This window comes from Escherichia sp. E10V5, from assembly GCF_004212315.1.
In the GTDB taxonomy this organism is placed as follows: Bacteria; Pseudomonadota; Gammaproteobacteria; order Enterobacterales; family Enterobacteriaceae; genus Escherichia.
In genome coordinates this window covers 61,785-79,249 of the sequence record NZ_RHJM01000015.1, presented here as the reverse complement: position 1 = coordinate 79,249, position 17,465 = coordinate 61,785, and the positions used below count along the sequence as shown (strand labels likewise).

Annotated in this window: 19 protein-coding genes; 6 read left to right on the top strand and 13 right to left on the bottom strand. The window is 50.1% G+C overall.

Annotated features, from left to right (window positions below; genetic code table 11):
* Nucleotides 1-39: 39 nt before the first annotated feature.
* The 10 genes from uspG to citC form a co-directional block, all read right to left on the bottom strand.
* Nucleotides 40-468, bottom strand: a complete 429-nt coding sequence (gene uspG / locus D9738_RS11920) for a universal stress protein UspG (RefSeq protein ID WP_130206453.1) — start codon at nucleotides 466-468, stop codon at nucleotides 40-42.
* A gap of 354 nt (nucleotides 469-822) precedes the next feature.
* On the bottom strand, nucleotides 823-1,233 hold the full coding sequence (rnk, locus tag D9738_RS11915; protein ID WP_130206455.1) for a nucleoside diphosphate kinase regulator: 411 nt from the start codon (nucleotides 1,231-1,233) through the stop codon (nucleotides 823-825).
* Between the two features lie 239 nt (nucleotides 1,234-1,472).
* On the bottom strand, nucleotides 1,473-2,279 hold the full coding sequence (rna, locus tag D9738_RS11910) for a ribonuclease I (protein WP_130206457.1): 807 nt from the start codon (nucleotides 2,277-2,279) through the stop codon (nucleotides 1,473-1,475).
* A gap of 113 nt (nucleotides 2,280-2,392) precedes the next feature.
* Entirely contained in the window at nucleotides 2,393-3,856 is a 1,464-nt protein-coding gene (gene citT, locus D9738_RS11905) for a citrate/succinate antiporter CitT (protein ID WP_130206459.1), read from the bottom strand.
* 50 nt (nucleotides 3,857-3,906) lie between these two features.
* Nucleotides 3,907-4,785, bottom strand: coding sequence for a triphosphoribosyl-dephospho-CoA synthase CitG (citG, locus tag D9738_RS11900; RefSeq protein WP_130206461.1), 879 nt, complete (start codon nucleotides 4,783-4,785; stop codon nucleotides 3,907-3,909).
* Nucleotides 4,760-5,311, bottom strand: a complete 552-nt coding sequence (gene citX, locus D9738_RS11895) for a citrate lyase holo-[acyl-carrier protein] synthase (RefSeq protein ID WP_000550408.1) — start codon at nucleotides 5,309-5,311, stop codon at nucleotides 4,760-4,762. The genes citG and citX overlap by 26 nt, the downstream gene beginning before the upstream one ends.
* Nucleotides 5,312-5,314: 3 nt before the next feature.
* Nucleotides 5,315-6,847: a citrate lyase subunit alpha gene (gene citF, locus D9738_RS11890; RefSeq protein ID WP_130260244.1), complete on the bottom strand. Its 1,533-nt coding sequence runs from the start codon at nucleotides 6,845-6,847 to the stop codon at nucleotides 5,315-5,317.
* Between the two features lie 10 nt (nucleotides 6,848-6,857).
* Complete coding sequence (gene citE / locus D9738_RS11885; RefSeq protein WP_001586796.1) at nucleotides 6,858-7,766, bottom strand: citrate (pro-3S)-lyase subunit beta; 909 nt, start codon at nucleotides 7,764-7,766, stop codon at nucleotides 6,858-6,860.
* The gene (gene citD, locus D9738_RS11880; RefSeq protein ID WP_000700703.1) at nucleotides 7,763-8,059 is read right to left on the bottom strand and encodes a citrate lyase acyl carrier protein; all 297 of its coding nucleotides are present in this window, start codon (nucleotides 8,057-8,059) and stop codon (nucleotides 7,763-7,765) included. The genes citE and citD overlap by 4 nt, the downstream gene beginning before the upstream one ends.
* 14 nt (nucleotides 8,060-8,073) lie before the next feature.
* Nucleotides 8,074-9,132 (bottom strand): [citrate (pro-3S)-lyase] ligase, encoded by a 1,059-nt coding sequence (gene citC / locus D9738_RS11875; protein WP_130206465.1) that lies wholly within the window; start codon nucleotides 9,130-9,132, stop codon nucleotides 8,074-8,076.
* 378 nt (nucleotides 9,133-9,510) lie between these two features.
* Between citC and dpiB the strand changes: the two genes are divergently transcribed.
* Nucleotides 9,511-11,169 (top strand): sensor histidine kinase DpiB, encoded by a 1,659-nt coding sequence (gene dpiB, locus D9738_RS11870; protein ID WP_130260243.1) that lies wholly within the window; start codon nucleotides 9,511-9,513, stop codon nucleotides 11,167-11,169.
* Complete coding sequence (gene dpiA, locus D9738_RS11865; protein ID WP_130206469.1) at nucleotides 11,138-11,818, top strand: two-component response regulator DpiA; 681 nt, start codon at nucleotides 11,138-11,140, stop codon at nucleotides 11,816-11,818. The genes dpiB and dpiA overlap by 32 nt, the downstream gene beginning before the upstream one ends.
* Nucleotides 11,819-11,856: 38 nt before the next feature.
* Here dpiA and dcuC read toward each other — a convergent pair whose 3' ends face one another.
* Entirely contained in the window at nucleotides 11,857-13,242 is a 1,386-nt protein-coding gene (gene dcuC, locus D9738_RS11860) for an anaerobic C4-dicarboxylate transporter DcuC (RefSeq protein ID WP_130260242.1), read from the bottom strand.
* 561 nt (nucleotides 13,243-13,803) lie between these two features.
* Here dcuC and pagP point away from each other — a divergent pair.
* The gene (pagP, locus tag D9738_RS11855; protein WP_130260241.1) at nucleotides 13,804-14,364 is read left to right on the top strand and encodes a lipid IV(A) palmitoyltransferase PagP; all 561 of its coding nucleotides are present in this window, start codon (nucleotides 13,804-13,806) and stop codon (nucleotides 14,362-14,364) included.
* Between the two features lie 174 nt (nucleotides 14,365-14,538).
* Nucleotides 14,539-14,748: a transcription antiterminator/RNA stability regulator CspE gene (cspE, locus tag D9738_RS11850; RefSeq protein WP_000034825.1), complete on the top strand. Its 210-nt coding sequence runs from the start codon at nucleotides 14,539-14,541 to the stop codon at nucleotides 14,746-14,748.
* Between the two features lie 53 nt (nucleotides 14,749-14,801).
* On the opposite strand, the gene crcB is transcribed toward cspE, so the two are convergent.
* Nucleotides 14,802-15,185: a fluoride efflux transporter CrcB gene (gene crcB / locus D9738_RS11845; protein ID WP_130206475.1), complete on the bottom strand. Its 384-nt coding sequence runs from the start codon at nucleotides 15,183-15,185 to the stop codon at nucleotides 14,802-14,804.
* Nucleotides 15,186-15,277: 92 nt separating this feature from the next.
* Between crcB and D9738_RS11840 the strand changes: the two genes are divergently transcribed.
* Both D9738_RS11840 and tatE read left to right on the top strand, forming a co-directional pair.
* Nucleotides 15,278-16,066: a deaminated glutathione amidase gene (locus D9738_RS11840; protein WP_130206477.1), complete on the top strand. Its 789-nt coding sequence runs from the start codon at nucleotides 15,278-15,280 to the stop codon at nucleotides 16,064-16,066.
* Nucleotides 16,067-16,194: 128 nt separating this feature from the next.
* Nucleotides 16,195-16,398: a twin-arginine translocase subunit TatE gene (gene tatE / locus D9738_RS11835; RefSeq protein WP_064528973.1), complete on the top strand. Its 204-nt coding sequence runs from the start codon at nucleotides 16,195-16,197 to the stop codon at nucleotides 16,396-16,398.
* 99 nt (nucleotides 16,399-16,497) lie between these two features.
* Here tatE and lipA read toward each other — a convergent pair whose 3' ends face one another.
* Nucleotides 16,498-17,463 (bottom strand): lipoyl synthase, encoded by a 966-nt coding sequence (gene lipA, locus D9738_RS11830; protein WP_000042625.1) that lies wholly within the window; start codon nucleotides 17,461-17,463, stop codon nucleotides 16,498-16,500.
* Nucleotides 17,464-17,465: the final 2 nt, after the last annotated feature.

The following is a 17,465-nucleotide window of genomic DNA, read 5'->3' as shown; positions in this document are numbered from 1 at the left end:
GGATTGCTCAGGGCAGGGCGTCATAAATGCGTTAATTTGTTAACGAACGACTAATACTGGCAGATTGGCGTGACGGATCACGTTGGAAGCGTTGGAACCTAACAGATGGGTTGAAATCGATGGATTTCGCGAACCGATAACCACAACATCCGCATCCAGTTCTTTAGCTAACTCGTTCACTTCATCTCGCACGTTACCAAAACGGACATGTGGTTTGATACGGGATGGATCAATATTGAAATGGCCGACCATTGTCTGTAAGCGCTCTTCGGCTTCATGTTGCAAATGTTCTTCGAAACGACGCACATCAGCAGCAAAACGGTGCAGACTAAGGCTTGCGGCGCCCGGTAATACATGGAGTAAATGAATTACGCCATCATCCTGGGCGAGAAATTCAGCGTGACGAACGGCTTTGTCGCTCAATTCCATTTCAAATACGTCTACTGGCATAATGATTGTTTTGTACATAAGCATTCCCTCCTTGCTATTGCATGAACATATAACAGCATATTATTGATTATGATTCTATGATTTGCGAAGTTGATTTGATCTGGGATAGCAATTGATCTGGAAAATGGATTAAGTCAGCTACTACCAGCGTTGCTCAAGATATAGCACTGCCACAACAAGAATTGCTGCAATGAATATATAAAACGCAGTAATACCGAGAGCTTCGCTCATAGGGGGATCCGCTGGTGGATAACTTGTTCAGATTAGAACGCAGCGGTGAAGAGCAAAATGATAAGTCTGGTTGATATTTGAGCGGAAAGAGGATGCAGAAGCATCCTCCGGGCAAAGCGAATAACGCTTGTGCAGATGGGATTAAAGCAGGTAGTCGCCAGCGGCTTCAGGCTGGTATTCGAGTTCCAGCACTTCAAGGTGGGTAGCAACGCCGCCCGGAAGTTCCCAGTGGATGGTATCGCCAACGCGCAACCCCAGCAGTGCGGCACCAACCGGAGCCATAACGGAAAGTTGAGTATTACTGTCGGTCATTTTTGCCGGATACACCAGTGTACGCACACGGACTTCGCCATCGCTAAGATTGCGGAATTTAACCCGACTGTTCATCGTCACCACATCGTGCGGCATCTCTTCTGGCGAACACATTTGGGCGCGATCCAACTCTGCGTTTAACGCGTCGGCGATTGGCAAACCGGCATAGGCAGGTTGCTCCAGCAGAATATCGATGCGTTCGGCATCCAGGTCGTTAATGATGATTGTTGGTCTGGACATTTTTACTCCATGTCGTCGGTACTGCGATTGTCGCAGATAAACATACCCAAAAGAAAACCCTCACCGTCAGGCGGCGAGGGTTTAGCTCATATGATGATACTGACTGTTGCTCACTCTTTGAAGTGATTTACATCACATTCAGGTAATTCCTTAATGCTGAGCGATTTGTATAAATCTTAATCGAAAAACAGCGTAAGGGATAAATTTTCGTGATGGATCAACGTCCGCTGCGCTGGATCTCAATAACCTGCTTTATCAATCACAAAGGCTTTGCCACAGTTGCCAGGGTGAGGTTGTGGCAAGAATGAGCTTGCCGAGAGCGGCGCATTGATGGCATCAGCTTTGATTGAAATCTGGATTTCAGTCAAATACGCCGGATTACCCTGGCACGTTAACTTGACCGCTTTGACGTTCTCTTTCCCCCAGTTTTTGGCAAAGGCGTCGTCAAAGTCACTGCGGCTCACGGTTTTACCGTAGTTATCAGCGAGGAATTTTCCGGCTGCGCTCTCTTTGATCTCTTGATTCAGACGTACCATCGTCCCGAAGTAAGCGTCCGGATCAAAACCAAAGCAGGCGCCGTGTTTCGCGTATTCATAACGTTCCAGACAGGAACGACCACCTGCGCCCGGCATAACTTCACTCAATTTAGCTGCTGTTTCCAGCGATAACCCTGTTTCCGGTGAAGAACACATCCGGCTGGCGCGAGCTTCCGGCAGGTTTGGGACTGGGCGAGTGGCGCAGCCGAAGCGCATCCAGCGGCGTTCATCAACGCCACGCGCAGCAACCGATTTAGGTAATCCTGGCCACAGACCATGTACGGTCAGAAAATCGGCCTTGTTGCTCGTTTCGGTTTGCAGTCGACACTCATCGCGTTCGTTACGATTTCGGTCGTGCTGACTCTGGCAAAACCCGGTTTGCCAGGAAAGAGCTAAAACGTAACGATCAAAATCGCCATACTGTTTTGCCTGTAATGCAGCGGCGTTGACAGAAGATAAGGGGAGCAGAGAAGCCGCCAGTAAAGCGGCGTTACGCCAGAATATTTTCATAGTGGGTGTGGAACTCATACATGCACTGAATACTATCTATTAAATCATAAAAAAGCCCGCCAGGTTGGCTAACCTGGCGGGCGCGGTGATTTATTCAGCGTTTGGCGAACGTATTAGTTCCACATGGCGAGAATCGGCCAGCCTACCAGAAGCAGCATGGCAATATAAATCACCCCGAAGATAGCCCCAAGACGCCAGTAATCTTTTGATTTCACATAGCCGCAGCCGTAAATAATCACACCTGGGCCAGTAGCATATGGGGTCAGACAGCCCATGATACCGATAGACAGCACCAGCAGAATACACAGTTGTTCCATCGGTACGCCCGGAATACCTTTACCGACCGCCAGAATGACCGGCAGCATGGTTGCGGTGTGCGCTGACAGGCTGGCAAACAGGTAATGAGCAAAATAGAACACCAGCACGAGGACGATAACCGTCGCATTTGGCGAAAAACCTTCCAGATGCGTACTCATGGTGCTGGCGAACCAGTCGATAAATCCGGAACGAGTCAGGCCATTAGCCATGACGACCAGCGTTGCCAGGTTGACCAGCGTGTTCCATGCGCTGTTATAACGGGTAATGTCTTTCCACGGCACAACGTGCAGCGCCAGCATCAGCGAAACAGCCAGCAGGCCAACCGCAGTGGCATTAATCACTTCGCTGCCAAATACCCATAAACCTAAGCTGAGCAACACAAGGCCAATCAGCGTCCATTCTCTACGTGTCAACGCCCCCATGGTTTTTAGTTCATCACCCGCCCAGGTTGCCACTTCTTCACTGTGTGTGATTTCCGGTTTGTACAGCACGTAGGAAAGCCACGGCGCAATGATAAGCAAGATAACCCCAACCGGCAGGAAGCAGAGGAACCACTGTAACCAGCTAATCTGGATACCGGCAATTTTGCTGACGAACTCCAGACCCAGCACGTTTGGTGCTGCACCAGTGACAAACATAGAGGAGCTAAGACTGGTACTAATGACCATCATCCACATCAAATAGCCGCCAATACGACGCGCGGACGGATCGTTCGGGAATGATTTAAATAGCGGCGGCAGGTTTTTAATGACCGGGAAAACCGTACCCCCGGTACGCGCGGTGTTGGACGGTGTAAACGGTGCCAGCAGAATGTCGATAATGACAATCGCATAACCTAACGTCAGCGTGCGTTTCCCCATGAATTTCACCAGGAAAAGGGCAATACGACGGCCTAATCCAGAAACTTCATATCCTAATGCAAAGATAAATGCGCCAAATACCAGCCAGACTGTGGTACTGGAAAAACCAGCCAGCCCCCATTTCAGCGCCTGTTTTTGCGCATTAAACGCTGGGTCAGCTAATTCTTTGGCGTCAAAGAGCAGGTAATTACTGCCAATCACGCAAATAGTAACCGCAATAAAACTGATCGCTGTTGCCGGGATTGGCTCGAGGATCATTCCGACAATCATTGCCACAAACACAGCGAAGTAATGCCATGCCTGCGGCGGCATACCGTCGGGGACAGGGATAAGAAACATGACACCCATCACCACCAGTGGGGCCAATAGTTTCCATATATTATCTTTTGCTAAAGACATACGGGTTCTCCGAAAATTAATATTTCCAAATTTATCAAGTGCTTAAATTATTAAATCTGTGCTAAAAACCAGGTAAGGATCAGCAGGTCGGCACTGCCGCCTGGACTGAGATTTCGTTCGATACACTCCCTGTCGAACTGCCGGAGATAATCGAGATCGGCGGGGGTTCGAATGCCCCCTTTTTGCAATAGTGTTTGCGCCTCGCGCTGTAGCCAGCGCAGGCCCCCCTCACCACCGCGCGATGCAACGTTGGTATCGCCGTTGGTAGCCATCAGTAGGAGCAAGGTATCGAGCAATGCCAGTTCAGGATCTAGCCCCTGATCCAGCAGAGTGAGGTAATGCGGTAGGGCGTGGTTGATCACCAGTGGATAACCTGCTTCGGCTTCACCGCGCGCGCCGGTAAGGCCAAGTTGCTGGTACAACCGTTGACCTGCGGTCAGTTGTTGATTATTGGTACGCAGTTCGCGCTCGGTCAGACCACGGCAGAAACTTGCCGCCGTCGAACAAACGGTTGTGGGCGTTACCGGCTGGTTGAGCTGAAGCAAACGGCCAATTGCTGCACATAGCAGCCCTAAAGAAAAAATGCTGCCTTTATGCGTGTTTACGCCCGCAGTGGCGCGGAACATATCACCTTCGCAAGCCATACCAATTGGGCGTAATCCGTGGAGTACCGCTTCCGGTGCCATTTCTGCACTACAAGCACCAAATTCAATGAAACGGGGTAACCAGCCCTGGATCGCCAGTGCGCTACGGTGGAAATCTTCCAGCGCCATATCTTTGTGCGCACCGCAGTTAATGCGATCTACCAGGCCTGGTTTCGGTGACAGATTGACTTCAGTCAGCATGGCGCGCCAGCCCAGCAGGGCGTATTCATTGATTAATGACGCAGCAAGCTTTGTGGTTTTAGTTGACGTTGCAGGCATCGACATCGTTCAGCAGCGCCTCCATGCGGTTGAGTAAATCGGTCAGTTGGTGGGTTTTCCCGCGCGCGCAGACGGCTGCGCTTTGCTCGCATAGCAGGCAGCGGCGAGGCGGCAGCGAATAATCGCGGCGGGAGAGAATTTCGCCTTCGGGCGTCAGGACATCGATATCCCATAAACGCCCGAGAGGATGACTATGTTCAAGCTCAATCGTGGCGAGCTTGAGGTCGCGAGCTGGAGCGGCAATGCTCAACATGCCCTCCGGCCCGCTGGCGGAAACCAGTGCAGCCTGCTCCTGAATTTGCCAGCCCTGCTTTGCGGCTAAAGCGCGCAAGGCTGTCACGCCATGATTAAAAATTCGGCGTGTGACCTCGCTGTCTTTAATCGGACCCGGCGCAACCACGGTAAAGGAGACCAGTGGAACAGGATGGCGCTTGAGCCAGGCGTGTTGCCGTGCTTGCCTTTCATCCCGGCTGACGAGCAACTCGGGAATTGAAACCGCATGGTGGCTGGCGAGTTCAGGGAGCAGGTGCATGGCTTATTCCTTCACCTGATGCACAACGTCAATCACCGAGCCATCGCGGTAGCGCACGACGGCAACGACGCGGTCGGTGAATTCAATCGGCTGTGGTTCACCGGTCAGCAGACGCGCACGTTCGCGCAGCCACTCAATGGAAACCACTTTTATGCCTGCTTCCTGCAGACGTTCTGCCAGTTCCGGACGTGCCGGGTTAACAGCGATGCCGTGGTCGGTGACCAGAATATCGACGCTGGACCCTGGGGTAATGCAGGTCAGCACGTTATCCACCAGAGTAGGGATACGACCGCGCACCAGTGGCGCAACAATGATGGAAAGCGCAGAGGCAATTGCGGTATCGCAGTGACCGCCGGAAGCGCCACGCAGCACACCGTCAGAGCCGGTCAGCACGTTAACGTTGAACTGGGTATCAATTTCCAGCGCGCTCAGTACCACCACGTCGAGACGATCAACCGATGCACCTTTAGAGCCCCAGTTAGCGTACTGGTTGGCACTGATTTCGATGTGATTCGGGTTACGGGCCAGCGATTGTGCAGCGTGGCTGTCAAAGCTCTGCACATCCAGCAGTTTGCGGATCAGACCTTTTTCGTGCAGATCAACCATCGTTGCGGTAATGCCACCGAGGGCGAAGTCGGCGCGAATATCGCGGCTACGCATTTTGTCTTCCAGGAAACGGGTTACCGCAAGCGAAGCGCCGCCGGTGCCGGTCTGCATGGAGAAACCTTCTTTGAAGTAGCCAGAGTTGACAATCACATCCGCAGCGCTGCGGGCAATCAGCAGTTCGCGCGGGTTAGTGGTCATACGGGTTGCGCCAGCGCCGATTTTCGCGGCATCGCCAACGCGATCAACTTTGACGATCAAATCAACCTGACCTTGCTCAATGCTTGCCGGATTATGCGGATAAGGCAGCAGTTCTTCGGTGAGCATCACGACCTGTTTTGCGTTGTCGGCATCAACCATTGCATAGCCGAGGGAGCCGCAGCAGGCTTTACCGGTGTAGCCGTTGGCATTACCGAATTCATCGCAGGACGGGACGCCGAGGAAAGCGACGTCGATGTTCAGTTCGCCGCTCTGTACCAGATGCACGCGACCGCCGTGGGAGTGGATTTGCACCGGTTCAGCCAGCAGGCCACGGGAGATTTCTTCTGCCAGTGGGCCGCGTAAACCGGAGGTATAAATGCGGGTTACCACGCCCTGACGGATATGTTCTACCAGCGGCGCATGGCAATCACTCAGGGAACTGGACGCCAGGGTCAGGTTTTTAAAGCCCATCTTCGCGATGACGTCCATCACCATATTGACGGTCAGGTCACCACCACGAAAAGCATGGTGGAAGGAGACGGTCATACCATCTTGCAAACCAGAACGACGAATGGCTTCTTCCAGGTTGGCGCACAATTTGCGATCGCGTGCTTTTTCAGCCTGATAGGTTTGTTTCGGCGAGTTCTGGAAAGCGGAAAGATCGCATTCAGCGTGACGATTCCAGGCTGCTACCCGTTCTTGTCGTTGAGATTGTTCAATTTTCTGCGTCATTTTGATTGCCTTATTCTTCGCGGATGCCGGAAAGTTCTGCACGGGAGAGCACCAGACGGGCGCGATCGATAACCGGACCGTCAACCATCTTGCCGTTCAGGGAAACGACGCCAAGGCCTTCGCGAGCGGCGGCTTCAGCGGCTTCTACGACGCGGCGTGCGTGATCCACTTCTTTCTGGGTTGGAGCGTAGAGGTTGTGCAGCAGATCAATCTGACGCGGGTTGATCAGCGATTTGCCGTCAAAGCCCAGTTGTTTGATGTGGGCGGCTTCTTGCAGGAATCCAGCTTCGTTGTTGGCGTCGGAATAGACGGTATCGAACGCCTGAATACCCGCAGAACGTGCGGCCTGCAAAATAGAGCAGCGAGCGAACAGCAGTTCAGTTCCTTCCGGAGAGCGTTCTGTACGCAGGTTGCGCACGTAGTCTTCTGCACCGAGGGCGATACCGATCAAACGCTCGGAAGCGTGAGCGATTTCCACCGCGCGGGTAATGCCCAGCGGTGATTCAATCGCCGCCAGCAGCCCCGTGATACCTGGTTCACGACCACAAGCTTTTTCAATACGCAGGATCTCTTTTTCGATATCCAGAACGTCCTGAGCGGTATCGGTTTTCGGCAGACGCACAACGTCTGCGCCACCGCGAACGACGGCTTCCAGGTCGTTAACGCCCCATTCAGAATCCAGTGCGTTAACACGTACGATGGTTTCAATATCGCGATACAGCGGATGTTGCAGCGCGTGGTAGACCATGCGACGTGCGGTGTCTTTTTCACGCAACGCCACGGAGTCTTCGAGGTCGAACATCAGAGCATCAGCTGGGTAGATGAAGGAGTTGCTGACCATCGCGGCATTGGCGCCAGGCACAAACAGCATGCTGCGGCGGGTGCGAGTTTTACGTTGTTGCAGCGAAGCGGAAATCATTGGCAATCCTCCCATGGCAGCGCCGGGATACCGCTGGCGCGTGCCAGCAAGGCTTCCAGTCGTGCACGTAAAATGCAGTCCAGTGCGCCTTTGTCATCGACATTCAGCTGTACGCCGCGCACGTTATAGCGGGCTAGAACGTCCAGAATGGTGGTGCGAATCGCATCGCCAAACTGTTTCTCAACGCTGCTGTTGATTTGCAGGTCGATATCCTGCGTATCGAGTGGGGCGATGCGTATCATCACATCCCCAGACTCAAGGGTGCCTGCAACGGCGGGCTGGTTTATTTTCATTTTTCACCTGTTTCTTATGCGGGGGTCTTTTGACGAACTGCCGCGTCCTGGCGGGCGTGTTCAAGCAGATTCTGCAAGTAATGCAGAGTGGGTGCCGGGACCAGTGGCGCGATAGCCGTGAGATCGTTTTTCACCAGCAGTTGACGTACCCGGGAAGCGGATATCGGCAGTTCCTGGTAACGCAGTCGCTCAATTTCAACCAGTTCGATGGGCGGTGCGGAGATGGTCGGTGTTTCCAGCCAGTAGCGCATATCCTGGTTGTACTGTGCGGTCACGCGACAAATGGGTTCAGTACCAACAAAGCGATGAGTAACGCCCAGCGCGGGCGCGAGGTACTGACGGAAAATTTTCAGGTCAATTTCGGTGTAACAATGGTTGATGACGCTCTGTTCTTTAATGAAGTAGCAGGGGAACGTGGCGCGGGAGATGATGTACTCGGAGCCGCGATGCACGGTCAGGCGCGGAATATCGGCGGTGCCTTTTAACACCAGATCTAACCGGTCGTCATAGGGAAAGCGTGAAGAGTCTTCTTTGACTAAAAACAGATGCAGCCAGTCGCACTGTGCCGCAGCTTGTTGAATCAGATAACGGTGGCCGTTAGTAAAGGGATTGGCGTTCATGACGATACAGCCAATCTTCTTCCCTTCATGACGGAATTTCTTCAGCGATTCGGCATAGCGTTTCAGACGTGTGGCGCTATTTTCCATCAACACCATCACGCCAGGTACGCTGGTTAACGTATAGAAACCGCACTGACGGAACAGCGCCTCGTATTCGGTTTTGGTATAAATAAACAGATGCGTGCTGTGCCGTTCATAGGCGAGGTTTATCAGTTCGGTGGCTAATGTCAGCGCCAGTCCTTCACCACGAACTGATTCACTAATAGCGACGCACTTAATGATATTTCCGGCAATTCCGCCGCAGGCAATAAGGCGGTCGTTACGGGTTACGGTAATAAATACTTCGACCGTGGTGTCAACACTCAAATCATTTTCATGCAGAAAGTGGGTAATTTCCGCCATCTTTTTATTTTCTGAACGTTTTACCCGGGTGAAAATATCATTGCCGAACATAATAAATAGTATCCTGAAGGTGCATTTTGTTATCGATTTGCAACAAATGTTGTTCGATGTAGCAAATTGATAACCTTTTATTTTCAGTTGAGAGAAAGGGTTGTGAGTGAGGTATTTCTGTTTCTCCTTTCGCCATACATCCTAAGGAGTATTGCATCGTGAAATTTTGATTTATTTCACATAGAGTTAGTGGTTTTTTATTTATTTAATGGTTTTAAGTTTTTTAATTAATGTAATTACGAATTAACCCGTAGGTTTAATTGATTTAATTGATTTAATGAATGAAATTTGTCACGATCATATTTGATATTTATAAATCGAGATTCAACATTTTAATTACATCCGCCAAAAAACAGGGCTTACCCCGCAAGGAAAAAAATGTTGCAGTTTAATGAGAATAAACAGTTTGCTTTTTTCCAACGACTGGCGTTCCCGTTGCGTATTTTTTTGCTGATTTTGGTGTTCTCGATATTTGTCATCGCTGCGTTGGCGCAATATTTTACGGCCAGCTTTGAGGACTATTTAACGCTTCATGTTCGTGACATGGCAATGAATCAGGCGAAAATTATTGCCTCCAATGACAGTATCATCACCGCAGTGAAAACGCGTGACTACAAACGGCTGGCGATTATCGCCAACAAATTGCAAAGAGACACCGACTTCGATTATGTGGTGATTGGTGACCGGGATTCGATCCGCCTTTACCATCCTAATCCGGAAAAGATTGGTTACCCCATGCAGTTTACCAAACCGGGAGCGCTGGAAAGAGGGGAGAGTTACTTCATCACCGGCAAAGGGTCGATAGGTATGGCAATGCGCGCCAAAACGCCGATCTTTGATGACGATGGCAAAGTCATCGGCGTGGTGTCGGTGGGGTATCTGGTGAGTAAAATCGATAGCTGGCGGGCAGAGTTTTTATTACCGATGGTGGGCGTGTTTGTCGTGCTGTTAGGCATTCTGATGCTGCTGTCGTGGTTCTTAGCTGCGCATATCCGCCGCCAGATGATGGGGATGGAACCAAAGCAGATTGCGCGCGTGGTCCGCCAGCAAGAGGCGCTTTTTAGTTCGGTTTATGAAGGGCTGATTGCGGTGGACCCGTATGGGCATATTACTGCCATCAACCGCAACGCAAGAAAAATGTTGGGGCTGAGTTCCCCCGGACGGCAGTGGCTGGGCAGACCTATTGCAGAGGTTGTCAGACCGGCTGATTTCTTTACCGAACAAATTGATGAAAAACGTCAGGATGTGGTAGCGAATTTTAATGGTCTGAGCGTTATTGCTAACCGCGAAGCTATTCGTTCTGGTGATGATTTGCTAGGTGCAATTATTAGTTTTCGTAGTAAAGATGAAATATCTACCCTTAATGCGCAACTGACGCAAATTAAACAATATGTTGAAAGCCTGCGCACACTACGTCATGAACATCTCAATTGGATGTCTACGCTCAATGGTCTGTTGCAGATGAAAGAGTATGATCGTGTGCTGGCGATGGTTCAGGGGGAGTCCCGGGCTCAGCAGCAACTTATTGATAGTCTGCGTGAAGCATTTGCCGACCGCCAGGTGGCGGGGCTTCTTTTTGGTAAAGTGCAGCGCGCCCGGGAGCTGGGGCTAAAAATGACGATTGTTCCAGGCAGCCAACTTTCACAACTGCCGCAAGGGCTGGACAGCACTGAATTTGCGGCGATAGTGGGCAACTTACTCGATAATGCCTTCGAAGCCAGTCTGCATAGTGATAAAGGGAATAAGACAGTCGAATTATACCTGAGCGATGAAGGCGACGACGTGGTAATTGAAGTGGCCGATCAGGGCTGCGGCATTCCAGAGTCTCTTCGCGACAAAATATTTGAGCAGGGCGTCAGTACGCGTGCTGATGAACCCGGTGAGCATGGCATTGGGTTGTATCTTATTGCCAGCTATGTAACGCGCTGCGGTGGAGTTATTACTCTCGAAGAGAATGATCCCTGCGGTACTTTATTTTCAATCTATATTCCGAAAGTGAAACCTGATGACAGCTCCATTAACCCTATTGATCGTTGAGGACGAAACACCGTTGGCAGAAATGCATGCGGAATATATTCGTCACATTCCCGGCTTCAGTCAGATATTGCTGGCGGGAAACCTGGCGCAGGCCCGAATGATGATCGAGCGTTTTAAGCCGGGGCTTATCTTGCTGGATAACTATCTCCCTGATGGTAGAGGCATTAATTTGTTGCATGAGTTGGTGCAGACGCATTACCCCGGCGATGTGGTGTTTACCACTGCCGCCAGCGATATGGAAACGGTATCTGAGGCTGTGCGCTGCGGTGTGTTTGATTATTTAATCAAGCCAATCGCTTATGAGCGTCTGGGGCAGACATTAACTCGTTATCGCCAGCGTAGACACATGCTGGAAAGTATTGATAGCGCCAGTCAGAAGCAAATTGATGAGATGTTCAACGCTTACGCTCGCGGTGAACCAAAGGATGAGCTGCCAACTGGCATTGACGCGTTGACGCTAAACGCAGTGAGAAAACTGTTCAAGGAGCCTGGTGTGCAACATACGGCTGAGACAGTAGCGCAGGCTTTGACCATAAGCCGCACCACCGCGAGACGTTATCTTGAATATTGCGCCAGCCGACATCTGATCATCGCCGAGATTGTTCACGGCAAAGTCGGTCGGCCGCAGCGCATTTACCACAGCGGATGAAGAGAGTGCCGGAGGACGCGCTCCTCCGGCCTGGGAAATTACTTACCAGCAACCGCGGCGGTAGTACCGGGCACCATCAACTCTGTAGCCACAATGACAATCACCAGCCCAACAAGCACCGGCACCGAGGTGCGTTTAACCACTTCAAAAGGTGATATTTTAGCCATCCCGGCAACGGCAACCACCACGCCAGAGACTGGCGAAAGCGTGCGCCCCAGGTTTGACGCCTGCAGCATCGGGATTGTCAGGTACGCCGGGTTAATGCCGGAAGAGTGTGCCAGTTTCGGGATCATCTCAACAAAGGCATAGAAAGGCGCATTGCCGGAACCCGTGGTGACTGCTGCCAGCATTGTCAGGATAACCAGCACCAGCATCAGGATTATGCTCGCCGAACCGAACGAGGTGGCGATTGAGATCAGGCTCTGGATAAAGCCGATGGTGCTAAGGCCCTGAGCGAAAACCCCTGCGGCAACTAATAACATTACTACGTTAGCGAAGGCATCAGCCATGCCGCGGTAAGCCACCTCGAGGCCCGAAAAGACTTTTTGCGTATTAAAGCCGCGAAGAAATTCCAGAACAGAGGCAACCAGCATACAGATCACCAGAATGGTGATGATGTGCAATTGCGGACCCCATTTGCCGTCAAAAAATAGCACGCCAATGATCGGTGTAAACGGCAGAATGGCGTAAAACGCAGGCGCGGTGGTTGTGATTTCGCTGACATCTAACATTTCATGAGAGATGTGCTCTTTTTTGTCCAGATAACGCTGCCAGAAAAAGTGGGCAATCGCCATGCCGATAATTGCGGCAATTGAGATAGGAAGTGTTGTTTTGAAGGCGAAATCAATCAGCGGCATTTCAGAAGCCTGTGCTGCCAGCACCACATCACCAGATGTTGGTGCGAGAATAATTGCTGCTGGTGAGGCACAAATGGCAGCTGCCGCGCCGCGACTGATGCCAACGTTCACCATCACCGGGAACAACGTTGCCATCAGTAAAACGCCAAGACCGGTTGCGGAAGAGACTGCCAGTGACATCAGACAGGCGACAAAGTAGGCGGCAATCATCAGCAGGTAAGGGGAGTTAATGTACTGCAGCGGTTTTGATGCCAGTTTGACAACCATATCGTTCGCGCCGATGTGGGTCATATAAGCGGCAAAGCCACACAGCATCATGATCATCATGCCGAGATCGCCGCCACGGCTCATCAGTAATATTTTAATGTATTCAACGATATCTGTGGCGCTGTAGCCAGTGGAAGTCTGGCTGGAAGGTAAAACTTTGTGTCCCATTATAGCGCTGATGATCAGCAGTAGCAGGCCGCCAACAAATAGCACCCCGGTGGCGGAATACCCTTTAATGATGTAGCGAGCTACACCCACAATAACGACAACCCCAATAAGGAGTTCAATAAATGTCTGCATATTCTTTCCTGTCTCCAGAATCTACAATAAATAATAAAAAAATCCTAAAATAAGAAAAAAATATGCCGAATAAATTGACTTCAGGTGCTGATTGAAATCAAGAAAGCTGTCATTAAGACATTGATGTTGCTGTTTTTATACCTGGATAACAAAATTTATTTTAGGGGGAGTAATTACAACATAATGATGTTTATAAACTGATGAGCGATTGATGCAATTTTGTTAATTGTTTTATGGTATTTTGTACGTCAAAAAAATAATCTTGTATGCGTATCATGTGGCAATGCAAACAATGATTTTATTGATGTTTTTATTGTATCTAATTGAAAAATAAATGAATGATAATTATTTTTATGGGTGTAGCTTTTATTTTCATGAGTTGTTCTTTAGCTGAAAATATTTCTTGGTCTCCAGAGTAATCCGATGGTTTTATTAGCAAATTTCATGAAATAAATTTTTCAGGCGCTCGGATTATTCTTTATGTTTGCCTTGTTAAGGTTGTATTTATTTTTCTTTGGCTATGCTGGTAATATATTTTTGATAAGTTTTCTGTGGTTGCTAATGGGCGCTAGTAAATGTGTTACCGTATTTTCCTTTATTTTTATTCAGTTAATCAGCATTGAAGAAGTTTCTGCTAGTGCAGAGCAATGGATTGCGACATTTAAAGATAATGTCGCAGAAACCTGGCAGCGGCCAGAACATTATGATCTGTATATTCCCGCCATTACCTGGCATGCACGTTTCGCTTATGACAAAGAAAAGACCGATCGCTATAACGAAAGACCGTGGGGTGGCGGTTTTGGTCAGTCACGTTGGGATGAGAAAGGCAACTGGCACGGTTTGTACGCGATGGCGTTTAAGGATTCGTGGAATAAATGGGAGCCCATTGCCGGATACGGTTGGGAAAGTACCTGGCGACCGCTTGTCGATGAAAACTTTCATGTCGGTCTGGGATTCACTGCTGGTGTGACGGCGCGTGATAACTGGAACTACATACCTGTTCCGCTGATACTGCCATTGGCTTCTGTGGGCTATGGGCCTGCAACTTTTCAGATGACCTATATCCCTGGCACTTACAACAATGGCAATGTTTACTTTGCCTGGATACGGTTTCAGTTTTAGACAAGTCATGTTTTAATAAAAGCCTTAAAAATCAGTATGTAATGAAATTAACATCAAAAATAACGCGACTTTTATCACTTTTTAGTAAAGTTGCACTGGACAAAGCGTACCACAATTGGTGTACTGGTAACCGACACAGCATTTGTGTCTATTTTTCATGTAAAGGTAATTTTGATGTCTAAGATTAAAGGTAACGTTAAGTGGTTTAATGAGTCCAAAGGATTCGGTTTCATTACTCCGGAAGACGGCAGCAAAGATGTGTTCGTACACTTCTCTGCAATCCAGACTAATGGTTTTAAAACTCTTGCTGAAGGTCAGCGCGTAGAGTTCGAAATCACTAACGGTGCCAAAGGCCCTTCTGCTGCAAACGTAATCGCTCTGTAAGATACGTCAGCAAGAATTCAAAACCCGCTTATTCAGCGGGTTTTTTTTGGTCTTCAGTGTGCGGTTGATGCTGAAAATAGCCAAAAAGCCAGTGCGGTCATGGCAAAGGAACCTAACAGGTTAACGAAGACGTTCAGTAGCGCCCAGCCAAAACGCCCCTCCTGCAATAAAAACACCACTTCTGCCGAAAATGTTGAGAAGGTCGTTAGCCCGCCACAAAAACCAGTGGTGATTAATACTTTCCACACCGGATCGATATTAGTCATGCGGCTAAACCAGGCAAACCCCATTCCTATGATAAATGCCCCAATCAGGTTTGCTGCCAGAGTTCCGAGTGGAATAGCCTGGTGCAGTGGGTTAAACCGCATACTTAACATCCATCTCGCCACGCTTCCCGTACCACCACCAATAAAAACTGCTAAAAGGAGTTGTAACACAGCTAAATCCTGCTATTTGATTTGTATGAGTGATAAGTTTAACGCCGAATATTCGTCGTTGGCGAATTTTACAACTCTGACAGGAGGTGGCAATGCTGGTTGCCGCAGGACAATTTGCTGTTACATCAATATGGGAAAAGAACGCTGAGATTTGCGCTTCGTTAATGGCACAGGCGGCGGAAAACGACGTATCGCTGTTTGTCCTGCCGGAAGCGCTTCTGGCGCGCGACGATCTTGACCCGAATTTGTCAGTTAAATCGGCACAGTTGCTGGAAGGGGAATTCCTCGGACGTTTACTGCGGGAAAGTAAACGTAACATGATGACGACGATTCTGACGATTCATGTTCCCTCAACCCCTGGGCGCGCGTGGAATATGCTGGTGGCGCTGCAGGCGGGGAAAATTGTCGCCCATTATGCCAAATTGCATCTCTATGATGCGTTTGCCATTCAGGAATCGCGCCATGTGGATGCAGGTGATGAAATAGCCCCTTTACTGGAGGTTGAAGGCATGAAAGTGGGGCTGATGACCTGCTATGATTTACGCTTTCCAGAGTTGGCATTAGCCCTGGCATTACAGGGCGCGGAAATCCTGATCCTGCCAGCGGCCTGGGTTCGCGGGCCACTCAAAGAGCACCACTGGTCAACCTTGCTAGCCGCTCGTGCTCTGGATACCACCTGTTATATGGTGGCTGCGGGGGAGTGCGGGAACAAAAATATCGGACAAAGCCGGATTATAGATCCCTTTGGCATCACCATTGCAGCAGCGGCAGAAATGCCAGCGCTCATTATGGCGGAAGTGACGCCCGAACGTGTGCGTCAGGTGCGCGCGCAACTTCCCGTCTTAAACAACCGTCGCTTTGCGCCGCCGCAATTATTATGATGTTTTTTTACTCGGCGCTTGATTCACCTTGTTACAGATTGCTATTGTGTGCGCGCGTCGAATGACCGTTAATATTCTCTGGTTTTTAAGGCGCGTTCTGTTGCCAGTTTTATGTCAAGAAGGTATCTATGGGTGAGATTAGTATTACCAAACTGCTGGTAGTTGCGGCGCTGGTCGTTCTGCTGTTTGGGACTAAGAAGTTACGTACGCTGGGCGGAGACCTGGGAGCGGCCATTAAAGGGTTCAAGAAAGCGATGAATGATGATGACGCTGCGGCTAAAAAAGGCGCAGACGTTGATATTCAGGCTGAAAAGCTCTCTCATAAAGAGTGACGTGGCGAGCAGGACGCTCCCTCAATATCTTGTTCGATAAAAAAACCCGCTTCAGATAGCGGGTTTTTTATCAGACAGATGTAAGCAATTATTACACGATTACTTAACTTCCATCCCTTTCGCCTGCAAGTCGGCGTGATACGAAGAGCGGACAAACGGACCGCATGCAGCATGGGTAAAGCCCATCGCCAGCGCTTCGGCCTTCATTTCATCAAACTCATCCGGGCTAACGTAGCGTTGTACCGGCAGGTGATGGCGGCTTGGCTGCAGATATTGCCCCAGCGTCAACATGGTTACACCATGGCGGCGCAGATCGCGCATGACTTCAATAATCTCTTCATTGGTTTCACCCAGTCCCACCATCAAACCGGATTTGGTCGGGATCTCCGGATGCGCTTCTTTAAAGCGTTCCAATAGTTTTAGCGACCAGTTGTAATCTGCGCCCGGGCGTACCTGACGGTAAATACGCGGTACGTTTTCCAGGTTGTGGTTGAATACATCTGGCGGCGTGGCGGTCAGAATATCCAGCGCACGATCCATACGACCACGGAAATCCGGCACCAGAGTTTCAATTTTGATTTCCGGGCTTTTTTCCCGGATGGCAGTAATGCAATCCGCAAAGTGCTGGGCTCCGCCATCGCGCAGGTCATCGCGGTCAACGGAGGTGATAACCACATAACGCAGCGCCATATCAGCAATGGTCTGTGCCAGTTTTACCGGCTCGTTGGCATCCGGGGCGACCGGGCGACCGTGGGCAACGTCACAGAACGGACAACGGCGGGTACAAATGGCGCCGAGGATCATAAACGTTGCTGTGCCGTGGTTGAAGCATTCTGCCAGGTTAGGGCAGGAGGCTTCCTCACAGACAGAATGCAGGCCATTTTTGCGCATTGCGGCTTTGATGCCCTGGATACGTGTAGAGTCCGCGGGAAGCTTGATTTTCATCCATTCCGGCTTGCGCAGCAGGGCTTCGCGCTCTGTTGCCACGTTTTTAACCGGGATAAGGGCCATCTTATCGGCATCGCGGTATTTAACACCGCGTTCCATCACAATGGGTTTACTCATAG

Coding starts and splice junctions, on each gene's coding strand:
- uspG (WP_130206453.1), bottom strand. CDS start 468: ATGTACAAAACAATCATTATGCCAGTAGACGTATTTGAAATGGAATTG.
- rnk (WP_130206455.1), bottom strand. CDS start 1,233: ATGTCCAGACCAACAATCATCATTAACGACCTGGATGCCGAACGCATC.
- rna (WP_130206457.1), bottom strand. CDS start 2,279: ATGAAAATATTCTGGCGTAACGCCGCTTTACTGGCGGCTTCTCTGCTC.
- citT (WP_130206459.1), bottom strand. CDS start 3,856: ATGTCTTTAGCAAAAGATAATATATGGAAACTATTGGCCCCACTGGTG.
- citG (WP_130206461.1), bottom strand. CDS start 4,785: ATGTCGATGCCTGCAACGTCAACTAAAACCACAAAGCTTGCTGCGTCA.
- citX (WP_000550408.1), bottom strand. CDS start 5,311: ATGCACCTGCTCCCTGAACTCGCCAGCCACCATGCGGTTTCAATTCCC.
- citF (WP_130260244.1), bottom strand. CDS start 6,847: ATGACGCAGAAAATTGAACAATCTCAACGACAAGAACGGGTAGCAGCC.
- citE (WP_001586796.1), bottom strand. CDS start 7,766: ATGATTTCCGCTTCGCTGCAACAACGTAAAACTCGCACCCGCCGCAGC.
- citD (WP_000700703.1), bottom strand. CDS start 8,059: ATGAAAATAAACCAGCCCGCCGTTGCAGGCACCCTTGAGTCTGGGGAT.
- citC (WP_130206465.1), bottom strand. CDS start 9,132: ATGTTCGGCAATGATATTTTCACCCGGGTAAAACGTTCAGAAAATAAA.
- dpiB (WP_130260243.1), top strand. CDS start 9,511: ATGTTGCAGTTTAATGAGAATAAACAGTTTGCTTTTTTCCAACGACTG.
- dpiA (WP_130206469.1), top strand. CDS start 11,138: ATGACAGCTCCATTAACCCTATTGATCGTTGAGGACGAAACACCGTTG.
- dcuC (WP_130260242.1), bottom strand. CDS start 13,242: ATGCAGACATTTATTGAACTCCTTATTGGGGTTGTCGTTATTGTGGGT.
- pagP (WP_130260241.1), top strand. CDS start 13,804: ATGGGCGCTAGTAAATGTGTTACCGTATTTTCCTTTATTTTTATTCAG.
- cspE (WP_000034825.1), top strand. CDS start 14,539: ATGTCTAAGATTAAAGGTAACGTTAAGTGGTTTAATGAGTCCAAAGGA.
- D9738_RS11840 (WP_130206477.1), top strand. CDS start 15,278: ATGCTGGTTGCCGCAGGACAATTTGCTGTTACATCAATATGGGAAAAG.
- tatE (WP_064528973.1), top strand. CDS start 16,195: ATGGGTGAGATTAGTATTACCAAACTGCTGGTAGTTGCGGCGCTGGTC.
- lipA (WP_000042625.1), bottom strand. CDS start 17,463: ATGAGTAAACCCATTGTGATGGAACGCGGTGTTAAATACCGCGATGCC.